Genomic DNA, 22,966 nt, shown 5'->3' with positions numbered 1-22,966 from the left:
TCCTCAGTCTACAATGGCAATGGCGGCGATCTGACGGCCATAATCAGGCTCGTTACGATGCGTCGTGCGCCGATAGGAATAAAACTGTTCTTCATCGGCATAGGTACACTGACGCAATGATTCTGCCCTGACACCCGCGCGGGTCAGGCGGTCTGTGATGAAAGTCCAGAGATCGAAAAGCTTGTGTGCTTCTTTGTCCGAAGGCTCAAAATATTTGGTATAAGATGGGTCTTTGCTTGTAAATTCGGCATAGAATTCCGGTCCGACTTCATAATTGTCTGGGCCGATTGTTGGACCAAGGACGGCAATAATATTTTCGCGCTTGGCACCCAGCTTGATCATCGCTTCAATGGTGTTTTCGAGCACACCTGTAAACGCACCACGCCAGCCGGCATGGGCCGAGCCAATGACGCCTGCTTCATGATCGGCAAACAGCACCGGGCCACAATCAGCCGACAATGCGCCAATCGCGATGCCGGGAACATTGGTCACCATTGCATCGGCTTTTGGGCGTGGCGCCGTGAGAGGTTCGGTGACATAGACAACATCAGGTGAGTGGACCTGATGCACTGTGACGAGATGATCGGATGCGACGCCAAGTGTCTTGGCCACGCGGCGGCGATTCTCGCTCACGCGTTCCGGCACGTCATTGGAGCCGCTGCCGACGTTCAGCCCTGCATAAATGCCATCTGAAACGCCGCCTTTGCGGGTGAAAAAGCCATGCGCAATGCGCTTGCCGTTTGAACCGGCGATGCCGTCCAGCAGAGGGGAGCGAAGCGGTTGCGGCTTGTCGGTCATGAGCTTTCTCTTTCAAACGGCTGGATGGTGGGGGAGGCTTGATTGCTTGTCAATCGCAGCTTTTTGACGATGTGATTTATCAGGCAGTCTCAAAGGGGAAGATTTTTGTTTGTTTGTCGGCAATAGCCAGCACTTTGAAAAGCGTTCCCATCTGGTCGGGCGCAGCCAAGCGCTCGACATCTTGGCGCAGTTTATTCTGGAAAGCGCCCTCGCGCCCAGCCCCCAAACGTCCGGCGCGATCAACAAGACCCATGCCCAACAGAAAATCGCCCTGCGTCATGGTTGCGGTTTTGCAACCGCAATTGCGCGCGGTTTTTTCCAGCATGTCGAAATCGACGTGGCTGGTGAGGTCTGCTTCTCCCGGATGGGCAAAAACATCATCATAGGCATGCTTCAGCATAGCTTGCAGTGTGTCGCCGAAGCCCGATTGCAGATGGCCATAATCGATAGAAAGTGCGGCCCCGCGCGAGGTGGCAATGCGCTGTGCAATTTCTTGCACCAAGGCGGTGCGGGCAGGGGCTGCTTCGAAAATTGTGCCTTCGGGTGCTGTCTGGTGGCCTGTGGGCAGCAGTGCCTCATCAATGCCGCCTGTGCCGCTGATGAAGTAAAACTCGTCCTGTTCATTCAGTGCGATCAGCCGTTCGACAAAACGGCCATTCGATTTTACGAATTGTCTGAACGGAATTGCATCGAACAATTCGTTGGAAATGAGGATGAGTGGGCCGTCCGGAACATCAGAGAATTGTTTGAACCATTCCACGTTCTCACGGCCAAGTTTCTGCTTTTGCTTTTCGACCAGTCTTGGACTGGTCTCAACCATGGCAATGCACATTGAACCAGACATTGCAGGCGCAAGCTTTGCTATTGTGCGCAACATGTCACTCATCAGCGTTCCGCGACCGGGACCAATTTCGCAGAGCACGGCATTATCGGGACGACCGAGAGCATCCCAAATGCCAACAGACCAGATGCCGATCAGTTCACCGAACATCTGGCTGACTTCTGGAGCGGTGATGAAATCACCATCGCGCCCAAAAGGTTCGCGTGTCGTATAGTAGCCAGATTCCCGATCGCCAAGGCAGGCAGCCATATAGTCGGCAACGCTGATCGGCCCTGTGGTGCCGATCAGCCGTTTCAGCCGGTGTTTTAACGATGCCTCAGGCATGTTTTGCTGCCGCCCGATTGGCGCGCCACATCGCCCATAGACCAATCAGAACCATCGGAAGGGAAAGGATCATCCCCATGGTCAGCCAGCCGCCGAAGAGATAGCCAAGTTGTGCATCGGGTTCGCGGAAAAACTCGACGATGATGCGGCTCAGACCATAGCCGAGAACGAATGTGCCTGCGATAAAGCCGGGTGCTTTGAGTTTTTTACCGGCCCAGACAAGCACGAACAGAACGAAAAACAGGACCAGCCCCTCAAGAAATGCTTCATAGAGCTGGCTTGGATGGCGCGGAAGGCCGCCGCCATTCGGGAAGCGTACAGCCCATGCCACATCGCTGACGCGGCCCCATAATTCATCATTGATGAAGTTCGCCACACGCACCACGCCAAGACCGACTGGTACACCCGCAGCGACAACATCGAACATGCTCCAGACCTTGATGCCGCGTGAGCGTGCAAAAAGGATCATGGCAATTGTTGTGCCGAGAATGCCGCCATGAAAAGACATGCCGCCATCCCAAACCGCAGGAATAGCCAGCGGATTGGTGAGATAATAGGGGAGGTTATAAAAAAGCACATAGCCCAAACGTCCGCCAAGCACGACGCCAAGCGCTGCCCAAATCACAAAATCATCAAGCGCTTCAGGCTGCATGGGGGGCTGGTTGCTGGCCCATAGGCGGTGGTTGCGCAGCAGCTTTTTGCCATACCACCAGGCAAACATAATGCCGATGACATAGCCAAGGCCATACCAATGCACGGCCAGCGGACCGATCGAAAAGATCACTGGATCAATATTTGGAAAAGCAAGGCCAGAGGCTGGCTGCAAAGTCTCCATGATAAAATAACTCCATTTTCCGGCGGAACATGCGCGACGATATCTGAGTGGTCAAGTCATCACGTTTATACAGCTTCACTTGCATCACAACCGAGACAGCCCTATTTCCAATTGAGGTTTTCAACAAGACCGTATCGAAGATAGGAAAGAATGCCATGACCAGCGGATCAAACCGGGTTCTCGACGAACTCGCCAAGCTTGTGACGGATGCGGCAGGTGCTGCGCAAGGCGTGCGCCGCGAAGTCGAGACTGCACTGCGCTCACAGAGCGAACGTGTGCTTCATACGCTCGATGTTGTGCAGCGGGAAGACTTCGAAGCGGTGCGTGAAATGGCGATCAAAGCGCGCGCTGAAAATGCGGCCCTGCTTGCGAAAATCGAAGCATTGGAAGCGCGTCTTGCTAAATTTGAAGTTGATTCGACTGCGAAAACGCCAAAAAACTCTACTCAAACAGCAAAATCCAAAGATAATTCATAATTTTTTATTAACAGGCTATAAGTGCCAAAAACCCTTGTCTTAGAGTCGCTTAAGGCAGGGGTTGCGGTTCGCTTCTCCCATATTTCCACATGCTTTAATGCCTCTTTTCAGAAAAGGGGCTGGCGTTCAGATTCAGCATCAATAGACTGAAAACACTACATGATTCGTAATAGGGTCATGTAGGCAGCGGCGAGGGGCTGTCGTTTTAGTTTTCGCGTCTTTCAGGCTGCTTTCCAGTATCAGTTGCGTATGTGCGTATGCCATTGAGGTGTTGCATGCTGAGTAAGCGTGCGAACTCCTCAACCGATCAATTCGTGCTTTTTTCTGCGCTTGTTTGCGTGGGGGAGGTGCGGGCGAGCAGTCACTTGCGCGCCGGGAATTTGGAGGTGTCTTTTGAGGCGCTTCCCAGAACAGGAAACGGACATGAGCCTTCTTGAGCTTGAATTTGCACGCGAAGCACATCCGGTGGATGTGATCGAGCATGTTGCGAATTCAAACGACTGGACGTTCGAGCGGACTGGCGACGACGAAATTGCAATTTCGGTGGCGGGCAACTGGACCGACTACCATATCTCGTTCTCCTGGATGGAGGATTTTGAAGCTCTGCATCTGGCTTGTGCCTTTGACATCAAGGTTGCCGAACCGCGGGTCAATGAAGTGATGCGGTTGCTGTCGCTTATCAATGAAAAGCTTTTGATGGGCCATTTCGATCTTTGGCAGCAGGAAGGCGCGATCATGTATCGCCAGTCGTTGCTGCTTGCCGGCGGTGCAGAACCCACCAGCCGTCAGGTGGAAGTGTTGCTTTCAGCGGCGCTTGAAGCATGCGAAAACTATTTTCAGGCCTTTCAATTTGTTGTGTGGTCGGGTGTCAGTGCGCGTGAAGCACTGGAAAGCGTTTTGTTCGAAACAGTCGGACGCGCATAAATTTAATCCCGGTTTTTTGACCGGGATTCACTTTGGGGGATAAGATGAGCGGAACTGAAACGATCAGCTGGGCAGATTTCGAGAAGGTCGATATTCGCACAGGAACGATTGTTGAGGCTGTGCCATTTCCTGAAGCCCGCAAGCCAGCTTTCAAGCTGAAGATCGATTTTGGGGACAAGATCGGTATCAAAAAATCGTCAGCACAAATCACAAAACATTATGAGCCGGATGCGCTGATTGGTCGGCAGGTGCTGGCGGTGGTCAATTTCCCCCCGCGCCAGATTGGGCCTTTCATGTCCGAAGTTCTTACGCTCGGTCTGCCTGATGAGAATGGCGAAGTGGTCCTGGCTGCAATTGATAAAAGAGTTCCAGACGGCGTTAAACTATACTGATCGTCTTTCTGTGATTTGTGCATGTCGCCTGTTGTGTGCGATTGATCGCATAAGCAACAGACAGGAATGAAGCAGATGCAGGGAACGATTGTCGTCGCCATAGGCGGAGCTCTGGGAAGCATATTGCGCTATTGGATGACCATCTGGCTTGCGCCGGTAAGTCAGGGGCTGCCCTGGGGCACAATTGCGGTCAACATCATCGGTTCATTTGCCATTGCTTTCTTTGGCGCGATGACGATGGCATCCAGTCGTATTGAAGTGCATGAGATCTGGCGTCTTGCCTTTATGGTTGGCGTCTGTGGGGGCTTTACAACCTTTTCCTCATTCAGTGTGCAAACTTTCGAACTGTTGCGTCTTGGCATGCCGGGGCGCGCACTTTTGAACATCAGTATTTCGCTTGCTGCCTGTCTTGCCGCGACAGCTCTTGGTTATTTCGCAGCACAGGTGCTCAATAAAGTTTAACAGTTTCTGCCGCGCATCTTATCTCAAAACTGCTTCGCAGTTTTGCTGGAAATGCTCTAGGCCGGAATGCGGATAATTGCTCTTAAGCCGCCGGTGGGGGCATCTTCCAGTTCGATATCGCCGCCATGGCTTCTTGCAATATCGCGTGCGATGGCGAGGCCAAGCCCGCCTGTGCCGCCTGAATCCTGTGTGCGTGCTTCATCAAGGCGCACAAAGGGTTTGAAAACGTCTTCGCGGCGATCTTCCGGTATGCCGGGGCCGTCATCATCCACGATGATTTTCAGCCAGCCATCTTCATGCGTGAGTGCAAGTTCGACATTCTGCGCATGGCGGAACGCATTGGACACCAGATTGCTGACAAGACGCGAAAAGGCGTTCGGTCGAACATGGATCTCGCTGTCGCCTTCAATGGAATATTTGAAGCCGCGTTCGCGCAGTCGCGCTTCATTGGAAAGTTTGTCACAAAGCAAACGCACATCATAGGTTGCCGCCTCTTCCGCACCTTCGCCCCGCGCAAAAGCCAGATAGCCTTCAAGCATCGTCTGCATGTCGGCAATGTCCTGATTGAGCGGTTCGGTGTCGATGGCATTGCCGGTGAGGGCGAGTTGCAACTTGAAGCGGGTAAGAATGGTGCGCAGATCGTGGCTGACGCCAGAAAGCATGGCTGTGCGCTGTTCAATCTGTCGCTCAATGCGCGAGCGCATCTGAATGAAAGCAATGCCAGCGCGACGGACTTCTTCCGCACCATGGGGGCGGAAGCCCTCCGGCATCGGGCGGCCTTTGCCAAAACTTTCAGCCGCCTGTGAAAGCTGCTGGATGGGCTTGATCTGATTGCGCAGGAAGGCAATCGCAATGATCAGAAGAACAAGGGCTGTGCCGATCATCCAGGTGAGGAAGATACCGGTATTCGATGCATAGGCCTGACTGCGGCGGGCAAAGACACGAAGCACTTTATCTTCGAGCTTGATGCGAATTTCGATCAGATCGGAATCGCCAACCGTATCCACCCAGAACGGACGATTGATCTGACGGGTGATTTCTTCGCTCAGGAAGTAATCGAGAATGGCGAAGAACGGTTTTGGTCCCGGTGGTGGTAGCGGATCGGGCGGCAGGATCGAAATATTGAGGCCAAGACGCTGCTGTGAGATACGGATCAGGTTGTCGTATCCGGGTTCCTGCGGGTAAGTTTCTAAAATGTCGATGATTGCAGAAATATCACGGACAACGGCTGTTGAAAGCCGTTCAGTCACCATCTGCCAATGCCGTTCCATGAAGACATAGGCGATCACGGACTGAAGCAGCACCATCGGTGCGATGATGATGATGAGCGAGCGCGCATAAAGCCCTTTGGGCATTTTGCGCGCAAACCAGCGCGTTATCGATTTCCAGGGTGACTTCATCGTCTCAGACAACTCCAGACGGTTCTGCTTGTTGCATGTTTTTGGTCACGCTCTGAAATTTGCGAGGCTCCGCGCTTAAGTCTGGCTTCTAGTCGATTATTCAATACTCAGCTTATAGCCGATGCCGCGCACGGTTTGCAGCCAAACCGGGTTGGCCGGGTCCTGTTCGATTTTGCGGCGCAGACGGTTGATCTGCACATCAATTGTGCGCTCGCCGACATCCCCATCCTGCCCGGTCAGCTCATGACGCGGAATGGTTTCGCCGGCGCGTTCTGCAAAGATCGCCATGATATCCTGCTCGCGGTCCGTGAGCTTGATTGTTTCGCTGCCTTTTTTCAACTCGCGGCGCGGGATGAAAAACGTGTAAGGACCAAAAACAATCTGTTCGATCTTTGGCTGGGCAGGGGTTGCTCCACGACGCAGGATATTGTTGATGCGCAGGATCAGCTCGCGCGGATCGAAAGGCTTGGGCAGATAATCGTCTGCACCGGCCGACAATCCATCAATGCGACTGTCGGTTTCCGACAGTGCGGTGAGCATAAGGATCGGCACGGTTTTTTGTTCGCGCAGCGACCGAGTGAGCGAAACGCCGGTTTCGCCCGGCATCATCACGTCGAGGATCAGCAAGTCGAAGTCGATGCCTTCAAGCTTGCGGCGTGCTTCGGCAGCGCTGCCAGCCATCGTGACCCGAAAACCGCTGGTCGTCAGATATTGCGAAAGAAGGCTGCGGATTCGCGTGTCATCATCGACAACAAGAAGATGAGGCGCGTCATCCGAAAGGTGCTTTTCTTCTTCAGCCATGGCGTCGTTTGGTCCCATCCTGTTCCAGATCAGCGCGCATCATTTCATCACGCGTGATTGGCTTTAATTCTACCCATGCCCTAGCGGGCCAACTGTCTTTGGTTCGCCATGACATGATACATCTTACCGACAGGAAAGTGGCGCGTCTATGAGAGCGTTTCCACAGCTGCTTCTGCTGCTGTGAAGTCATCAATCTGAACGCGCCGTTCAGGATTGACCATATTGTAAAGAAAGCGCTCGATTACTTTCCGTTCTTCAGATTGACATTCTTCCAATGCCCTCGCGATGCGGCGCGACTGTGGCAGCGTGAGCGCAAGAGTGAGTTGGCGTCCACTTTTTGTTGGATAAAGCCGGCGGTGGCGGCGGTCATTGAGCCCCGTCGCCTGCACGACATGGCCGGTGTCGATAAGCTGCTTGAGAACACGAGACAGGCTTTGCTTGGTGATGCGCAGCACTTCCAGCAGTTCAGCGACCGTCATTCCCGGCTTGCGGTTGATAAAATAAAGCACGCGGTGATGGGCGCGGCCAAAGCCTATCTTCTCCAGAATCAAATCCGGGTCAGCAGTGAAATCGCGATAGGAAAAGAACAGCAACTCAATGACGCTGAGATCGGCAGCCTCCAGCGAGGTCAAAGGATTGGTTATATAATTCACATCATTCGTCGAGTTCACATCGAAGCTCCGTCTTGTTACGATAAATATGTCAGCATTGTTGACATAACTCAATCGTCAAGATAATTTTTGGGAAGTGTGGGGCGGTATTTTTGGAATAAAGTTTACGCTGCTGCATGCTGGAGGAGAGATAATTACGCTGTTTGCCGGTGTAATACTGTCCCATAAGGACAGTAGCGTATCATGGCGAGCGTTATTTTCCGCATTGACTGGAAATATCGATTTAACCGGCTGGAAAAGATTAGGGAAAAGGCTCATTCGAGCCAAACGGGATGGTGGAAAACCGCTACCCAATTTTGAGGAAGAGTAAAATGTCTGCGATTCCATTCGATCAACGTGACGGATTTATCTGGCAAGATGGCGAATTCGTCGCCTGGAAGGATGCCAAGATTCATGTGCTGACCCATGGTCTACACTATGCAAGTGCAGTGTTTGAAGGCGAGCGTGCTTATGGTGGCGAGATTTTCAAGCTGACCGAGCATACTGAGCGTTTGCATGAATCCGCTCGAATTCTTGGTTTTGAAATTCCCTATAGCGTGGAAGAGATCGACAATGCCTGCCGCGAACTGCTCAAGAAGCAGGGCTTTGAGGATGCCTATGTGCGCCCCATCGCATGGCGTGGATCGGAATCGCTTGGCGTTTCGGCGCAGAACAATCGCATTCATGTGGCTATCGCGATCTGGCAATGGCCGAGCTATTTCTCACCTGAAGAAAAGATGAAAGGCATTCGTCTCGATATCGCAGAATATTGCCGCCCAGATCCACGGACTGCGCCATCGCGCTCCAAGGCTGCCGGTCTTTATATGATCTGCACGATTTCCAAACATGCAGCTGAAGCCAAGGGCTATGCGGATGCGCTCATGCTGGACTGGCGTGGACAGGTTGCGGAAGCCACAGGCGCGAATGTTTTCTTCGTAAAAGACGGGGCTCTGCATACGCCAAAGCCGGATTGCTTCCTTGATGGAATTACGCGCCGCACGATCATTGATCTTGCCAAGCGTCGCGGCTTGGACGTTGTCGAGCGCGTAATTATGCCGGAAGAACTGGAAACATTCAGCGAATGCTTCCTGTGCGGAACTGCGGCTGAAGTGACGCCGGTTTCAGAAATTGGGAAATACAATTTTAAACCTGGCGTAATTACGAATATGCTTATGAACGATTATACAAATGAAGTTCAGCCAAAGCGAAGAGCGGCTGAATAGCAGTGTTTTAAACAGAAAAAAGCGGCGTTTAAGCCGCTTTTTTACTATATGGATGCTTAGTGTTTGACTTTGAAGCGTTTCGGCCCAAGATTTTGTATGTCGGATTCGCGTTATTCCGGCTTTTAACTCAGATGGGGTGACGATTATGGAATCTCTACTGCCTATCATTCTTCAGCTTGTTTCGGGGGCAGTCGGTGGCAATATTGCCGGTGCCGTCAAAAACCTGAGCCTCGGTACTGCTGGTAATACTGTTGCCGGTGGTATTGGTGGGGTTATCCTTGGTCAGCTTCTGCCGTTATTGTCTGGCGGCGGGCTGGATTCTGTTCTTAATGGTGTGGTTGGCCAGTTGGCAGGCGGTGGCGTAGGCGGTCTCGCGCTTACGGCAATTGTCGGGCTGATCAAAAACTCGCTGGCTAGCAAAGCTTAAGGGTAAATCAGACCTGAGAGCAGGTAAATAGAGCGGTTGTGGAGACGTCAGCCGTTGGAAATTTATTGCGAGATGGAAAATGGGCGGCTCTCAGCCGCCCGTTTTGTTTGCAAAAGCGCTTGCACGATCTTACTTTAGAGTGCACTTCGATCCGATGGAATTTATGCTCTAAAATAGGGCAGCTTTAACCGCAGTTTTTAATTCTGCTGACTGAATGGAGTATCCTGAATGGGGCAATTGCAAGCTATTATCGTCCCGGTGACGCCTTTTCAGCAGAACTGTACAATTCTTTTCGATAGCGACACAAAGAAGGCCGTGGTGATTGACCCGGGTGGCGATTTCGATCGCATTAAGGAAGCGATTGCCTCTCAAAATGTCGATGTGGAAGCCATCTGGATTACCCATGGGCATATTGATCATGCGGGTGCCGCGCTTGATCTTAAGGAAGATCTCGGCGTTGACATTATTGGCCCCCATAAGGATGACAAGTTTTTGCTGGATAATCTGGCGACGACTGGCCTTAAATATGGACTGACCGAGGGTGTACGCAATGTAACACCGGATCGCTGGCTTGAAGAAGGTGACAAGGTCACTGTTGCGGGCCACACATTCGATGTGTTTCATTGTCCGGGCCATGCGCCCGGCCATGTGGTCTTTTTCAATCCAGAAGCGCGTTTTGCGATCGTCGGTGATGTTTTGTTCAATGGCTCCATTGGCCGTACCGATTTGCCCGGCGGCGATCACGCAGCGCTTATTCGCTCCATTAAGGAAAAGCTTTTGCCACTTGGCGATGATGTTGGCTTTCTGTGTGGCCATGGCACCGGTGGGCGCTTTGGGGAAGAACGCCGCAACAATCCGTTTCTGAATGATCTCGGATATGCCTGATCTGGTTTATCCTTAAAAAAAGCCGCCCTGTGAGGCGGCTTTTTTGATTTTGCGGGCTTGATCAGTTGGCCGAGCAGAAGTGATCGCGACCATCATACCCGCGATAGGTGCCGGTATTTGGATTGAACGAGCGATAGCGGTCCGAACAATATTGATACCAGCCACGGCTCCAGGGTTCATAACCAACACGATACTGCACGCTGCGTGCAGGCGGGGCTGGATAGTAGGCTGGAGGCGGTGGTGGTGGCGCATAAACCGGCGCTGGCTGCACATAGGTGGGCTGTGGCTGGCTTAGCGCGCTGCCAAGCAATGCGCCCGCTGCAAGGCCGATGACGCCTGCGGCAACCGCATCGCCGGTGCGATCACGATCGCGGTGACGATAATATGGACGATCCCATCCGCCCCGATCCCAGCCGCCACCATCCCATCCGCGACGGCCCCAGGAATCTGCTGATGCCGCAGCCAATGGCGCTGAAACTGCTGCTATGGAGGCTACGCCAAGAATAGCCGCTTTGAGTAACCTGTTCATTGTTCGCTCCTTCGGAAGCATAACTGCAATCTCTACGATGCGTCCGGTTGAATGGGCACGGAGCATCAATCATGAATAACAAGTTAATAGTGTCGACATGAATGGAGGCTGAACAATGTTCATAGGGCGCGGAAATCGCGGTTAATCGGTAAATTAGATGCAGTGGCGGTAATATTTCGCGCGTTTGGCTCTGTGATGATTCCATAAAAAACCCCGGCGTCAGCCGGGGATCAAATTCTTGATCAGTAAGACTCGAGCTTAGTCAGTAATCGAAATGTTTACTGCCTTAGGGCCTTTGCCGCGACGATCCGGTTCCGTCTCGTAGGAAACCTTCTGATTGTCAGCAAGTCCTGCCAAACCCGAAGCCTGTACAGCAGAGATATGCACGAAGATGTCTGCGCCGCCATCATCAGGCTTGATAAATCCGAAACCTTTTTCGGAGTTGAAGAATTTGACCTGTCCGGTCTGTGCCATGGGATCCGTTCCTTTTCCTTGGCGCCACTGCTTTATGAGAGACAGTGGAATTACTACTTCTGCCGAACGCACCACACACCCGGCAGAGGGTCATGCAGGCAGTTATCGACTTAGGAAAAGAAACGATCATTGCTGGAGAGTAACCCCCAACCCGAAACTTCTAGCGGTTCCGGCGCGCCGTTCTTCAAGTCTTCCGTTGTGCTCAAATTGCCCGGACATTTGAAGACTGATCTATGATGCGTTATTTGGCAAGCAAATTCTTTTCGCAAAATGCGATTAGTTTTCTTCGAAAGGGTATCATTGCTAAATTTTTCAAAAATTACCAGAATACCGCTAATTTAATACAAAAAGAGTGCGAGAGAGGGGAAATATATAAAATCATACTATGGTATAGTATGCCTTGTTGCTTATTTATTGCGCAAAACTATGCATGCGCCGCCTGCTGCTCGTAGTTTAGTGCAAATGTTATCCGCCTCGCTGCGATTATCAGCGCCTATGCGTACCGCATAAATACCCCGTCGGGCAATGGGAGTACGAACACGGCTGATGACCGGATTATGCCCAGACAGCACGCTTGGAAATTGTTTGCGCAGACGATTCCATTGATTGACCGCGACACTGCGCCGGAAATTGCCTGCGACCTGAATGCCCCAAGGCTTCGGCTTGATGCGCGACATGGGAATGGTTGCCGTGCGAATAATTGGCAAGCGCTGGCATGCTTGCGCAAAGCTGAGCTTGGCATCAAGTGGGCGGTTGTTGATTTCATTGCCTGATGCGAAGTTATCCGCCGGTGCGCCCGTTAGATCCAAGACGTAATCTTCGGTTTCAAGTGGCAAAAAGCCACCGGAGCGCATCCAGTTGGAAACACGCGTTGGGCCTGCATTATAAGCCGCCGCCGCAAGGCCCCAATTGCCGAAGGCGCCTTTCAGTTCACTCAGAAAGCCTGCCGAGGCAGGAATTGCCTGTTCGATGTCGAAGGGATCGGCCAGTCCGCGCTCTTTGGCCGTATAGGGCATGAACTGTGCAATGCCCTGTGCACCAACCGGACTCACAGCGCGATGGTCAAAACGACTTTCTTTCCAGATTAGCCGTGCAAAGAAGTCTTTGGGAATACCGCGTTTTTTAGCATTCGTTTCAATCAGCTCGCAGATTCGTTCAACCGTGGGCTCCGCCTTCTTAGACGGTATGGGCGGACCATAGATTTCGGTTTCCGGCCTATTTTCAGCAGAAACGGATTTGATAGCGTCCGGCCAGCAAAGAAGCTGGAAAATTGTGACAGTTGCCATAACCAGATGCGAACGCTTCATGCAGCCTTTCCGCCATTGATCCCCGAAAGCTATAGACAGAGTAAAGCAAGTTTCTGACTTGTCGATATGACTTTCATGTGCGGATGCGGAATATATGCGAATATATCCTTGTTCTTCCTCTTCGCTATGCCATTTTAGTCGTTAACAGGAGAGGAGGGAGCAATGCTTCTGAACAGAATCAGCCGATTGAGCATCTTGGCGGGTGCCTTGTTTCTCGCAGGTTGCGTAGCGGAAGGAGGCCCCGATCACCGCCCGCCCATGCGCCCCGGACCATCGCAGCCGCAAATGTGCCCAATGATCTATGCGCCGGTTTGTGGTGAACGTGGGTCTTCGCGCAAGACGTTTGGCAATGCCTGTCAGGCGCGGGCCGATGGCTATCGGATCGTTGGGAATGGCCAGTGCACTTCGAGGCCCGGGCCGGGTTCTGGCTGGGGAGGAGAGCGTCCGGGCCGCCCGCCACATCAGGGCAACAGGCCGGGACGCCCGGGTGCAGCTGCTTGTACGCGTGAATATATGCCGGTTTGTGCACGCCGGGGCAATGACAGGCAGACATTCCCGAACCGCTGTGAAGCGGAACGTGCTGGCTACCGCATCACGAATGGCGGGCAGTGCCGTTAAGCACTGAACGCTATTGACTCACCGTCCCGGTCGGCCCGTCTTGCCGGGGCGACGCTTTTTGCGGGCAGTTTCAGCCGGGTCTTCATAAGAGCCGATACCTGAACGTTCGCGGCGGATGGCTGCATCGTCGGCCCCTGCCGGCTTTTCTGTGCGCTTGACGGTCATCTCATCCAGCGTGTTCTTGCGGAACAGCGGCTTGGCCATATCCGTGCCCGGTCCCATATTATCGAGCGATGGCTTGGCAAAGAGTGACTTCTTCGGCTCGTCGCCAACCGTGCGGTGCACCTTGCGACCCGCGTTGTGACGGCCTTTTGTGCGGCCGGTCACAGGGCTTTCAAGCTCCACTTCACGCGCCATTGGGTCGTCGGCAATCGCCAGTTCCATTTCGCGCAGGCGTTTAACCTCATCACGCAGGCGCGCTGCCTTTTCGAAGTCGAGATCAGCAGCTGCATCGCGCATCTGCTTTTCGAGATGTTCCAGATGGGCGGCAAGATTGTTGCCCATCATCGCACCTTCTTCGGCAAAGCCTGAAATATCGGCGCGGACGTGATCCTGCTCGTAAACCGAATTCAGAATATCCGAGATATTCTTCTTTACCGAAGCAGGCGTTATGCCATGCTCACTATTGTAAGCTTCCTGCTTTTCGCGGCGGCGGCTGGTTTCATCCATCGCGCGCTGCATGGAGCCGGTGATGTTGTCGGCGTAGAGAATGACCTTGCCGTCAACATTACGCGCCGCACGGCCGATGGTCTGGACAAGTGAGGTTTCCGAACGCAGGAAACCTTCCTTGTCAGCATCAAGAATGGCAACGAAACCACATTCGGGAATATCAAGGCCTTCGCGCAGCAGGTTGATGCCCACCAGCACGTCGAACGCGCCAAGGCGCAGATCGCGGATGATTTCGATGCGTTCCAACGTGTCGATGTCCGAGTGCATGTAACGCACGCGAACGCCCTGTTCGTGCAGATATTCGGTCAGGTCTTCGGCCATGCGCTTGGTCAGCACCGTGCAGAGCGTTCGATAGCCCTTGCGTGCAGTCTCGCGAATTTCGCCCAGCACATCATCAACCTGATTTTTCGCCGGGCGGACTTCGACCGGCGGGTCGATCAATCCGGTTGGGCGGATGACCTGCTCGGCGAAGACGCCGCCCGCTTCTTCCATTTCCCACTTGCCCGGCGTTGCCGAAACCGCAATGGTCTGCGGACGCATGGCGTCCCATTCCTCAAAGCGCAGCGGGCGGTTGTCCATGCAGGAAGGCAGGCGGAAGCCATATTCGGCCAGCGTCGCTTTACGACGGAAGTCGCCGCGATACATGCCGCCAATCTGCGGAATCGTAACATGGCTTTCGTCGAGGAAAACCAGCGCGTTATCCGGGATATATTCAAACAGTGTCGGTGGCGGTTCGCCCGGTTTGCGTCCTGTCAGGTAGCGCGAATAGTTTTCAATGCCGTTGCACACACCGGTTGCTTCGAGCATTTCAAGGTCGAAATTCGTGCGTTGCTCAAGACGCTGCGCTTCCAGCAGACGACCGGCGCGGGTCAGTTCTGCGAGGCGGTGCTGCAACTCTTCCTGAATGGACTTGATCGCCTGATTGAGTGTCGGGCGGGGTGTTACATAGTGCGAATTCGCATAAATTTTGACCGATTGCAGATCGCCGGTTTTCTGGGCGGTCAGCGGGTCAAACTCGGCGATGCTTTCGATTTCATCGCCAAACAGCGAAATACGCCATGCCCGGTCTTCCAAGTGGGCCGGGAAGATTTCAATCGTATCGCCACGCACACGGAACGAGCCGCGCACGAAATTGATGTCCTGTCGTTTATATTGCTGCGCCACGAGATCGGCGAGAAGCTGGCGCTGGTCGAGCCGGTCGCCAATCTTCATCTCGAACGTCATGGCCGTATAGGTTTCGACCGAACCGATACCGTAAATACAGGAGACAGACGCCACGATGATCACATCATCACGCTCGATCAGGGCGCGAGTTGCGGCATGGCGCATCCGGTCGATCTGTTCGTTTACGGTCGATTCCTTTTCGATATAGGTATCGGACCGCGCCACATAGGCTTCCGGTTGATAGTAATCGTAATAGGAAACGAAATATTCGACGGCATTGTTCGGGAAGAAGCTTTTGAACTCGCCATAAAGCTGCGCTGCAAGTGTCTTGTTCGGCGCGAGAATGAGCGCGGGGCGCTGCGTTTCCTGAATGACCTTCGCCATGGTGAAGGTTTTACCCGAGCCGGTGACACCAAGCAGCACCTGCGTGCGGTCCTGATCTTCCAAACCACTGATCAGATCGCGAATGGCCGTTGGCTGATCGCCGGATGGCTCGAAGCTCGATTCCATCTGGATCGCAATGCCGCCTTCCGACTTTGGCGGTCTGGCTGGGCGGTGCGGTGTCCACAACTCACCATTCTTAAACAGCGGATTGCCGGATTCGATGAGGTCGGACAGCGCTTTAACGGTTGCGGTCGCCCCGGTCGGGTTGAGCGCTGTGGCCTCTTCCAGGCTGATATCAAGGCCAGCGACAGGATTGAGACCGGCGGCGGCGCGTTCTTTCGCCGAAGCGGCGCCGCCCATGGAGGTGCCGCGCGCACTGCGCGATGATTCCTTGCTGCGCTCAGGCACTTTTTTCGGTGCCTTCGCAGCCTTTGCTTTGGGCTGAGGCTTGTCTGCCTCATCGCCAATCTCTTTGGCCCAATCGGAGATTGAGCCAGAAAAGGGTGTGCCTGACAAATCGCGTTGTGGCGCCTCGCCAAAACCGCGCGTTTCGTCATGTGAATCCTGAGTGTATTTGTCTTTTGAGGAGGCCATGCTCCCAATATGGAATTTCGCAACACAAATGAAAAGGGCGCCCGGATCAAATATGGAACAAATCCGGTGCGCCATATCGCAATTTTATGTTGCTCCTGACATCAGGCTGTCAGGAGGTGGCAATCACCGTGGCCCGCGTGGGCGCCAGCGATCACCGGGACCATAAAAATTAGGATGATAACCGGGATGGTCGCGCCAGCCCGGATGGTCGCCCCAGTGTGGACGCGGTGGTCCCCACTGGTTTGGTCCGCGCCAGTTTGGACCCGGACGATACGGACCCGGTCCCCAGCCTGGGCCAGGGCCCCAACCGGGGCGCGGCCCCCAACCGGGACGTGGACCCCAATTGGGGCCATTATTCCATCCATCATTATTGATAGCTGAGCCGATTACGAGACCTGCAATCAGTGGTATGCCAATGGCTGCGGCAGTTGATCCGAAATTGTCGTTGGTGGTGTAGCCTCCGCCGCCTGTCTGAACAGCGATATAGCGAGAGGAAGCCCATCCATCGAGACCGCGATAATTGACGCGACACCAGCCGTAGCCACTCGTACAACCTGCGACGCCGATGATGACACCGTTTGGAATGCGCCCCATAGATGGATATTGCGTTCCGGGACCCGTGCGCAGGTTTATATTTGCGGTTGCAAGACCGTTGGAGGCTTCCGCATTTGTTGCAAACAGAATGGCTAATGTAGCAATAGTTGATTTAATAAGAAATCCCATTATTTGCCCCATGTTCAATCTCTGTGCATGTATATATACCATTAAAGCTATAAATTTACTTAATGATATTTAGTTTTATGCTGTTATGTTTAATAGTTAAAAATTTATCTTTTAGGGCATGTTTGGATCTCATTGAATTAGATCAGCGCTCTAATGCTTTGTTTTAACGCACATCTTTGTCCGAAAGTCGTTTCACGCTTTTCGGGATGCGCACCAAATCGCTGTTGTCTTTGATTTGCATGGCAGAGGTGTTGATGATGCACTTTCCCTTGCGACAGGCTTGCAGCATACTCGCAGCCGACTCTTTTCAGACTCGCAAGGGACCTATCGATGAACGATTTCAATGCGCCTAAGGGCATGCTGACTGTGCGCACGCAGGCTATGCCAAAAGATACCAATTCGGCTGGTGATATTTTCGGTGGCTGGGTTATGGCGCAGATGGATACGGCCAGTGGCATTCGTGCTGCTGAACGCGCCAAGGGACGTGTGGTTACTGCTGCCGTGCGTGAAATGTCTTTCGCAAAGCCGGTCAAAATCGGTGATGTTCTGTGTGTTTATACGGAAATCATCCGTGTTGGACGCACATCAATTACGCTGCGTGTTGAAGCATGGGCGCAGCGCTATCTCGCCGAGGAGATGGATCTTGTGACGCATGGCGAATTCGTCATGGTGGCACTCGACAAGAGCGGACAGCCAACGCCGGTTCCGGCAGAGTGACACCAACAGGGCCTGTTGCTATTTGCAGGCGCGATATCCACTTCGGCGCTGCATGAGGTCGAAGTGGAAGTGGTCGGCGTGTTCGCGGTTATAACCGGGGCCTAAAACCGTGGTGAAATAATTGCAGGCATCGGAGCGAACGCTGTTGAGCAGACCTTTCTCCCTAAAGGAGAAGAAGCCGGGTTTGCGCACGGCTATGCTTTTGCCATTGTTGAGAACAATTTTCGTGACGTCGATGGCGTTGCCGCGGGAATGTTCCGACATTTTGGCGCCGCGACGGTGGTTCATGGTACGGCAGGAATAGCCGCCCGCGTTGTGAATGGTATTAATGCCGGAGAGGTAACGCAGGCGGGACGAAGGTTGCAGGTCGCCTTTGATCCAGCGTGCAAAGGCTTCGGTGACTTGACAATTGAGCGTGGCTGCGGGTTTGAAGGCGATGGAACCGCTGTTGAAGCCGCTGACTTCAATCGGGTTGTCGATGCGACATGTGCCGCCTTGATTGATGGGCGACTTTTCAGTGAAGACGACACCAAGCCGCTTGAGCCGGGTGCGGCAGGCGGCTTCTGAATTTGACAGGGTGTACATGTTTTCAGCCGTACTGACCGGGTTCTGGATAGGCGAAGCAAAGCCATAATCGCCAGCATAGTGTGGCTGGCTATGGGTCGTCATCTCGTTGGCATTGGTTTCGATTTCTTCGGCAAGTCCGACGACGCGTGCTTCGCGCGGGCTTTGGGCGGAAGGAACCGGGGCAGGCGGCACAATGATATCGGCGCTGCCAATGTCAGCCTGCGGGCGGGGAGGACGATCACCGGAACAGCCAGCCATAAGCACCAGCAATATAAAGCTTGCCGGGCGTGCATAGCGACGAAAGCGGTTGGACAACGCAAAACTCATGTCCATGCCTTTCAGTTTGGAACTGGCTCCAACACATATTAGACCATAAGCGTAAACGAACAGTCAGCGCTTCTGTTAAGGGCTGTGGCGATAATCAGGCGTCTCATGGTCATAAGATTGGCGAAATCTCTATAACACTCTGCTAACAGTATCTTGCGGTTTCGGGCCAAGCCGCGACAGTGTCCTTCCGGTCCCCAAAGTTTTTTCATGTCAGCACTCATGTCACCAAGCGTTCTGCCGATTCTGCTTCTGATTGGCTCCAATATTTTCATGACTTTTGCCTGGTACGGGCATCTGAAATTTACCAGCACGCCGCTCGTAACGGTCATTCTTATCAGCTGGGGTATCGCGCTGATTGAATATTGTATGGCTGTGCCTGCAAATCGCATCGGGCATGAAGTGTATTCGACCGCACAGCTTAAAACGATGCAGGAAGTCATCACGCTGGTGATCTTCAGCTTGTTCTCGGTCTTTTATCTCAAAGAAGCCTTCACCTTGAATCACCTGCTTGGCTTTGCGCTGATTGCCGGTGGTGCGGCCCTCATCTTCCGGGGTTGATTACTCTGCTGCGCTCAGAGCTGGTTCCGTTTTGCGCTTCCAGAACATCGGGACCAGTTCCACCGCCAGCATTGCGGTAAATAGCAGGCCGCAGCCGATGAAGCCGATGAAGGTCAGCCGGTCCCCGAGGAAGATTGCGCCGAACATTGCTGCAAAGATTGCTTCGGAAGACAGGAAAATCGCAGCCTGCGCTGACGTCGTGTAGCGCTGGCCGATGGCTTGCAGCGTGAATGCGACGCCAGATGAGAAGACGCCGGTAAACAGCAGTTCTTTCCATGTCAGGGCGATGGCATTCCAGTTGATGTCTTCGATAGCAACGGCAATCAGAAGGCCAGCGGCGGCCGCAGTGGCAAACTGAACGCAGCTTAGCGTGATGGGGCGCCCGGAACGATTGGCCCGGCTGATCAGCAGAACCTGCATCGCCCAGAATATCGCGCCGATGATGATGAGCCAATCTCCGTGTTTGAGGGCGCTTAGCTGCCCGCCGGAAAGCAGAAAAATACCTGCAAGACATGCCACCGCGCTTGGCCAGACAATGGGATGCGGCCAATTTCTGAAAATGATGACGCCGAGCACCGGCACCATCACGACATACAGCCCGGTCAGAAAACCGGCATTGGTGACAGAGGTGGTAATCAGGCCGATTTGCTGGAGCACAAGACCAGTAAAGAGCGTTGCGCCAACAAGCATGAAATAAAGATAATTCGAACGATCAAGCTTATGCGGCGAGCGCCTGCCTTCAGCAATCGACCATGGCAAAACCGACAATGCGGCAATGGCAGAACGAACACCGATAAACAGAAACGGGCCGATGCTTGCCATGGCAGTTGATTGCGCGACAAAGCCCATGCCCCAGATGACGCCCGCCAGAAGAAGGAGCATATTAGCCTGTACGCGTGTCATCAGTGCCTCATGTCTATAAGAAACAAGGATGACAGCTTGGCTCATCATCCCTTCGTGGATATGCTATAGGCATTAGCCTGACGCTGCGGCAAGGGATTTCCTCTTGTTGCGAGTGTGGCAAAGCTTTTTCGGAAGGGCAGCATGTTTTCTTGTCTATTTAATCATAGGTCAGTTCTTACAGGCGCTGCACTGGCTCTCGTTTTTGCAAATCCCGGTTCAGCCTCGGCCGCTTTCAAACAGATTCGCGATAGCTGGGTTCTGTGTGATTATGCGTCCAATTGCACGCTTACGCTTAACAGTACAACGCAAGGTGCCCCCTCGTTCAATCTGTATCGCAGCAGTGCAGTCGGCGCGCAGCCCTTGTTACGCTTGTCCAATCTTGATTCGAAGCCTGCCTCCGGGCAATTCGTCATTGCGGTTGATGGCAAGCCAGCTCTCTCCGCCGCTGTTTCCGCACTCAAGCCCAATGATGATCAGTTCGATTATGATAATGCGGCGGATGTTGCCAAGCTGATGGATGCCATGAAGGCGGGGCAGAAATTGACGCTGCAACTTGGAAATAAGACTTACAGCTATTCGCTGTCCGGTTTTGTCGGTGGTCTTATTTATCTTGATGAGCAGCAGGCGCGAAATGGCACAGTCGCGGCCTTGCAGGCCAAAGGCAAAAAGCCTGCGCCGCCTGCGCCCGATGTCTCGCTGATCACAACTCCCGAACAGTTGCCAAAGAAAATCCGGCCAGATTTTACCGATGAAAAAGGTGTATGTGGCACGTCTGGCGGGTCATCCTTTGACACAGGTGGCGGTTTTAAAGCGAAGATCGGTGATGGGTTGAGCATGATTGCAATGCCATGCGGCTCGCCGGGAGCTTATAATCAGCCTTATGTCTTCTATAGCCAGTATGAGAATCAGGTGGTTCCAATCGCGTTGCCAACCATTTCGGATGATGGTCCAAGCACGGTCGATCAGGCATGGAATATCGACTGGTCGCAGGCAAGCAAGACAGTGACCGCGTTTTTCAAGGGCAGGGGCTTGGGTGATTGCGGAACCTATGATGTCTGGAAAGCCACCGATGATGGCGAAGGCAAGGTGCGCTTTGTGCTTGTTGAAGAGCGGTCGAAAGGTGATTGTGACGGCAATTATGCGGGTGGGCCTGAAAAGTGGCCTGCAAGCTGGCCGATTTCTGTAAAATAGCGCAATGTTTCCCGCACAATTAACAGGCTAAAATTTTTGTTCGTGAAATGATTTGTGAAAATGCTATAGTTTCATCAACATCACTTTGAACGGTTCCGAAGCCTGTGCTTCGGGGACCGTTTTCTTTTGTGTGCCGGCGGGTATTTTTACCTTTCGGACGGTGATTTTGCTTCAATGTGTGAGGCAAGATCAGGCGGGCAATCAAACTGCCGTCGCATTTAATCCCGGAGGGGAGTGCGACGGGCGATGGAAAGGACTGGACTGGGTATGGAAAAGTTCCCGATGACCCCTCGCGGTTTCGAAAACCTCAAGGAAGAACTGCGCACGCGTCAGCAAGTTGAGCGCCCTCGGATCATTGAGGCGATTGCTGAAGCGCGCGCGCATGGCGATCTTTCTGAAAATGCTGAGTATCACGCTGCAAAAGAAGCCCAAAGCCTGAATGAAGGCCGTATCAACGAGCTTGAAGATCTGGTTGGTCGCGCCGAAGTGATCGACGTTACCAAGCTTTCCGGCGATAAAATCAAGTTTGGCGCAACCATCACGCTGATCGATGAAGACACCGAAGAAGAGAAGGTCTATCAGATCGTTGGCGATCAGGAAGCCAACGTCAAGGAAGGCCGTATTTCGATTTCCTCGCCAATCGCGCGCGCGCTGATCGGCAAGGGTGAAGGTGACACGATTGAAGTCAATGCACCGGGCGGCTCGCGTTCTTACGAGATCATCAGTTTCAAGTTTGTTTGATGTCTGAGGTAACGGTTCCCGTTGATCAGGTTGAGGTCGTTGCGCCTAATTTCAAGCGTCGCCTTTCGGGCGTGACCTCAACCATCGTGCAACTTATCCCTTTGCAGCGCGCGAAGGGATTGGGCATTGCGACAATGGGGCCGGGACTGCCTGACAGCCTGCCGCATTTAGGCTGGTCAGCGCTTTTCTCCTTTTGGAAAAGGCCTGCGAGGCGACGTTTCCGTATCTGGCACGCACGTCGCAATATCGAAATGCTGGCAGGCATCTTCATGCGCGATGTGCTGCGCATGAAGCTCAGGCTGGTGTTTACGTCTGCTGCACAGCGACATCACAAAGCTTTCACCAAATGGTTGATTCGCCGCATGAATGCGGTGATTGCGACCAGTGGTCGTTCGGGACGTTTTCTCGAAGTGCCGCATGATGTGATCATGCATGGCGTTGATCTTAAACGGTTTCATCCGCCGCTCGGCGATGATGACCAGTTCAGCGCATCGGGGCTGCCGGGTAAATATGCAGTTGGCTGTTTTGGCCGGGTGCGTCATTCAAAAGGCACGGATTTGTTCGTTGATGCGATGATTGCGCTGTTGCCAAAATATCCTGACTGGACGGCAATCATTACCGGGCGCACGACGACTGAACATCAGGCATTCGAAGATGATTTGAAAGCGCGTATTACGGCTGCTGGTTTGCAGGATCGCATCCGCATTCTTGGTGAGGTGCCGGATGTGCGCATCTGGTATCGGCGGCTTACACTTTATGTGGCACCATCGCGCAACGAAGGTTTTGGCCTCACGCCGCTGGAAGCCATGGCTTCACAAACGGCTGTCGTTGCAAGCGATGCCGGTGCCTATGCCGAAATGATCGTGGAAGGTACGGGCAGTTTTGTTGCGGCGGGTGACGGCAATGCTTTGCGCAATGCTATTGAACCTTATCTTGCCGATCCGGCTGTGGCTCAACGCGATGGCGAAAACGCGCTGGCCCACGTGCGTGAAGCGTTTCCGCTCGAAAAAGAAGCGCAAGCAATCAGCGCGGTTTACGAGCGGGTCTTTAACGCCAAATAGA

26 protein-coding genes are annotated in these 22,966 nt (G+C 53.3%); 13 read left to right on the top strand and 13 right to left on the bottom strand.

Annotated elements, in window-relative coordinates; translation table 11 throughout:
• Positions 1-3: 3 nt before the first annotated feature.
• The 3 genes from pgeF to lgt all read right to left on the bottom strand — a co-directional run bounded on the left by pgeF (position 4) and on the right by lgt (position 2,801).
• Complete coding sequence (gene pgeF / locus OPR82_RS14300) at positions 4-798, bottom strand: peptidoglycan editing factor PgeF (RefSeq protein WP_265985553.1); 795 nt, start codon at positions 796-798, stop codon at positions 4-6.
• Positions 799-877: 79 nt separating this feature from the next.
• Positions 878-1,963 (bottom strand): class I SAM-dependent methyltransferase, encoded by a 1,086-nt coding sequence (locus OPR82_RS14295; protein ID WP_265985552.1) that lies wholly within the window; start codon positions 1,961-1,963, stop codon positions 878-880.
• A complete protein-coding gene (gene lgt / locus OPR82_RS14290) occupies positions 1,956-2,801 on the bottom strand; it encodes a prolipoprotein diacylglyceryl transferase (protein ID WP_265985700.1) in 846 nt (281 codons plus the stop codon). The genes OPR82_RS14295 and lgt overlap by 8 nt, the downstream gene beginning before the upstream one ends.
• A 152-nt stretch (positions 2,802-2,953) precedes the next feature.
• Between lgt and OPR82_RS14285 the strand changes: the two genes are divergently transcribed.
• From OPR82_RS14285 to crcB, 4 genes are all read left to right on the top strand, one after another.
• Positions 2,954-3,274, top strand: a complete 321-nt coding sequence (locus OPR82_RS14285; protein WP_265985551.1) for an accessory factor UbiK family protein — start codon at positions 2,954-2,956, stop codon at positions 3,272-3,274.
• Between the two features lie 423 nt (positions 3,275-3,697).
• Positions 3,698-4,198, top strand: a complete 501-nt coding sequence (locus tag OPR82_RS14280) for a type III secretion system chaperone family protein (protein WP_007875981.1) — start codon at positions 3,698-3,700, stop codon at positions 4,196-4,198.
• Between the two features lie 44 nt (positions 4,199-4,242).
• Positions 4,243-4,590 carry a tRNA-binding protein gene (locus OPR82_RS14275; protein ID WP_265985550.1) on the top strand — a complete coding sequence of 116 codons (348 nt, stop codon included), beginning with the start codon at positions 4,243-4,245 and terminating at the stop codon, positions 4,588-4,590.
• A gap of 75 nt (positions 4,591-4,665) precedes the next feature.
• Positions 4,666-5,052, top strand: coding sequence for a fluoride efflux transporter CrcB (crcB, locus tag OPR82_RS14270; protein ID WP_265985549.1), 387 nt, complete (start codon positions 4,666-4,668; stop codon positions 5,050-5,052).
• Between the two features lie 56 nt (positions 5,053-5,108).
• Here the strand turns inward: crcB and OPR82_RS14265 are convergent, their stop codons facing one another.
• From OPR82_RS14265 to OPR82_RS14255, 3 genes are all read right to left on the bottom strand, one after another.
• Complete coding sequence (locus OPR82_RS14265) at positions 5,109-6,452, bottom strand: ATP-binding protein (RefSeq protein ID WP_265985548.1); 1,344 nt, start codon at positions 6,450-6,452, stop codon at positions 5,109-5,111.
• Positions 6,453-6,548: 96 nt separating this feature from the next.
• Complete coding sequence (locus OPR82_RS14260; protein WP_265985547.1) at positions 6,549-7,271, bottom strand: response regulator; 723 nt, start codon at positions 7,269-7,271, stop codon at positions 6,549-6,551.
• Positions 7,272-7,399: 128 nt separating this feature from the next.
• A complete protein-coding gene (locus OPR82_RS14255) occupies positions 7,400-7,924 on the bottom strand; it encodes a MarR family winged helix-turn-helix transcriptional regulator (RefSeq protein WP_265985546.1) in 525 nt (174 codons plus the stop codon).
• 311 nt (positions 7,925-8,235) lie between these two features.
• On the opposite strand from OPR82_RS14255, the gene OPR82_RS14250 reads away from it, so the two are divergent.
• From OPR82_RS14250 to OPR82_RS14240, 3 genes are all read left to right on the top strand, one after another.
• Positions 8,236-9,126 (top strand): branched-chain amino acid aminotransferase, encoded by an 891-nt coding sequence (locus OPR82_RS14250; protein ID WP_265985545.1) that lies wholly within the window; start codon positions 8,236-8,238, stop codon positions 9,124-9,126.
• Between the two features lie 145 nt (positions 9,127-9,271).
• On the top strand, positions 9,272-9,553 hold the full coding sequence (locus OPR82_RS14245; protein ID WP_265985544.1) for a hypothetical protein: 282 nt from the start codon (positions 9,272-9,274) through the stop codon (positions 9,551-9,553).
• Positions 9,554-9,781: 228 nt separating this feature from the next.
• Positions 9,782-10,438, top strand: coding sequence for an MBL fold metallo-hydrolase (locus OPR82_RS14240; protein ID WP_265985543.1), 657 nt, complete (start codon positions 9,782-9,784; stop codon positions 10,436-10,438).
• 61 nt (positions 10,439-10,499) lie between these two features.
• On the opposite strand, the gene OPR82_RS14235 is transcribed toward OPR82_RS14240, so the two are convergent.
• The 3 genes from OPR82_RS14235 to OPR82_RS14225 all read right to left on the bottom strand — a co-directional run bounded on the left by OPR82_RS14235 (position 10,500) and on the right by OPR82_RS14225 (position 12,748).
• Positions 10,500-10,967 (bottom strand): BA14K family protein, encoded by a 468-nt coding sequence (locus tag OPR82_RS14235; RefSeq protein WP_265985542.1) that lies wholly within the window; start codon positions 10,965-10,967, stop codon positions 10,500-10,502.
• 258 nt (positions 10,968-11,225) lie between these two features.
• Positions 11,226-11,441 carry a cold-shock protein gene (locus OPR82_RS14230; protein WP_265985541.1) on the bottom strand — a complete coding sequence of 72 codons (216 nt, stop codon included), beginning with the start codon at positions 11,439-11,441 and terminating at the stop codon, positions 11,226-11,228.
• A 407-nt stretch (positions 11,442-11,848) separates the two neighbouring features.
• Positions 11,849-12,748: a lytic transglycosylase domain-containing protein gene (locus OPR82_RS14225; RefSeq protein ID WP_265985540.1), complete on the bottom strand. Its 900-nt coding sequence runs from the start codon at positions 12,746-12,748 to the stop codon at positions 11,849-11,851.
• Positions 12,749-12,910: 162 nt separating this feature from the next.
• Between OPR82_RS14225 and OPR82_RS14220 the strand changes: the two genes are divergently transcribed.
• On the top strand, positions 12,911-13,366 hold the full coding sequence (locus tag OPR82_RS14220; RefSeq protein WP_265985539.1) for a Kazal-type serine protease inhibitor family protein: 456 nt from the start codon (positions 12,911-12,913) through the stop codon (positions 13,364-13,366).
• A gap of 18 nt (positions 13,367-13,384) precedes the next feature.
• Here OPR82_RS14220 and uvrB read toward each other — a convergent pair whose 3' ends face one another.
• On the bottom strand, positions 13,385-16,177 hold the full coding sequence (uvrB, locus tag OPR82_RS14215; RefSeq protein WP_265985538.1) for an excinuclease ABC subunit UvrB: 2,793 nt from the start codon (positions 16,175-16,177) through the stop codon (positions 13,385-13,387).
• Between the two features lie 123 nt (positions 16,178-16,300).
• Positions 16,301-16,900, bottom strand: a complete 600-nt coding sequence (locus tag OPR82_RS14210; protein WP_265985537.1) for an SH3 domain-containing protein — start codon at positions 16,898-16,900, stop codon at positions 16,301-16,303.
• Between the two features lie 330 nt (positions 16,901-17,230).
• On the opposite strand from OPR82_RS14210, the gene OPR82_RS14205 reads away from it, so the two are divergent.
• A complete protein-coding gene (locus OPR82_RS14205) occupies positions 17,231-17,617 on the top strand; it encodes an acyl-CoA thioesterase (RefSeq protein ID WP_265985536.1) in 387 nt (128 codons plus the stop codon).
• Positions 17,618-17,635: 18 nt separating this feature from the next.
• On the opposite strand, the gene OPR82_RS14200 is transcribed toward OPR82_RS14205, so the two are convergent.
• A complete protein-coding gene (locus OPR82_RS14200) occupies positions 17,636-18,511 on the bottom strand; it encodes an extensin-like domain-containing protein (RefSeq protein ID WP_265985535.1) in 876 nt (291 codons plus the stop codon).
• Between the two features lie 207 nt (positions 18,512-18,718).
• Here OPR82_RS14200 and OPR82_RS14195 point away from each other — a divergent pair, with 207 nt between their 5' ends.
• Positions 18,719-19,069 carry a DMT family protein gene (locus OPR82_RS14195; protein WP_265985534.1) on the top strand — a complete coding sequence of 117 codons (351 nt, stop codon included), beginning with the start codon at positions 18,719-18,721 and terminating at the stop codon, positions 19,067-19,069.
• On the opposite strand, the gene OPR82_RS14190 is transcribed toward OPR82_RS14195, so the two are convergent.
• Positions 19,070-19,972 carry a DMT family transporter gene (locus OPR82_RS14190; protein ID WP_265985533.1) on the bottom strand — a complete coding sequence of 301 codons (903 nt, stop codon included), beginning with the start codon at positions 19,970-19,972 and terminating at the stop codon, positions 19,070-19,072.
• 141 nt (positions 19,973-20,113) lie between these two features.
• On the opposite strand from OPR82_RS14190, the gene OPR82_RS14185 reads away from it, so the two are divergent.
• The 3 genes from OPR82_RS14185 (at position 20,114) to OPR82_RS14175 (ending at position 22,965) form a co-directional block, all read left to right on the top strand.
• On the top strand, positions 20,114-21,163 hold the full coding sequence (locus OPR82_RS14185; protein WP_265985532.1) for a DUF1176 domain-containing protein: 1,050 nt from the start codon (positions 20,114-20,116) through the stop codon (positions 21,161-21,163).
• A 267-nt stretch (positions 21,164-21,430) separates the two neighbouring features.
• The gene (gene greA, locus OPR82_RS14180; RefSeq protein WP_265985699.1) at positions 21,431-21,904 is read left to right on the top strand and encodes a transcription elongation factor GreA; all 474 of its coding nucleotides are present in this window, start codon (positions 21,431-21,433) and stop codon (positions 21,902-21,904) included.
• Positions 21,904-22,965 (top strand): glycosyltransferase family 4 protein, encoded by a 1,062-nt coding sequence (locus OPR82_RS14175; protein ID WP_265985531.1) that lies wholly within the window; start codon positions 21,904-21,906, stop codon positions 22,963-22,965. The genes greA and OPR82_RS14175 overlap by 1 nt, the downstream gene beginning before the upstream one ends.
• Position 22,966: the final 1 nt, after the last annotated feature.

The sequence above is a fragment of the Ochrobactrum chromiisoli genome (assembly GCF_026241335.1).
GTDB lineage: Bacteria > Pseudomonadota > Alphaproteobacteria > Rhizobiales > Rhizobiaceae > Brucella > Brucella chromiisoli.
Note: the sequence above shows the minus strand (reverse complement) of the source record. Positions and strands in the feature narration are given on the sequence as shown.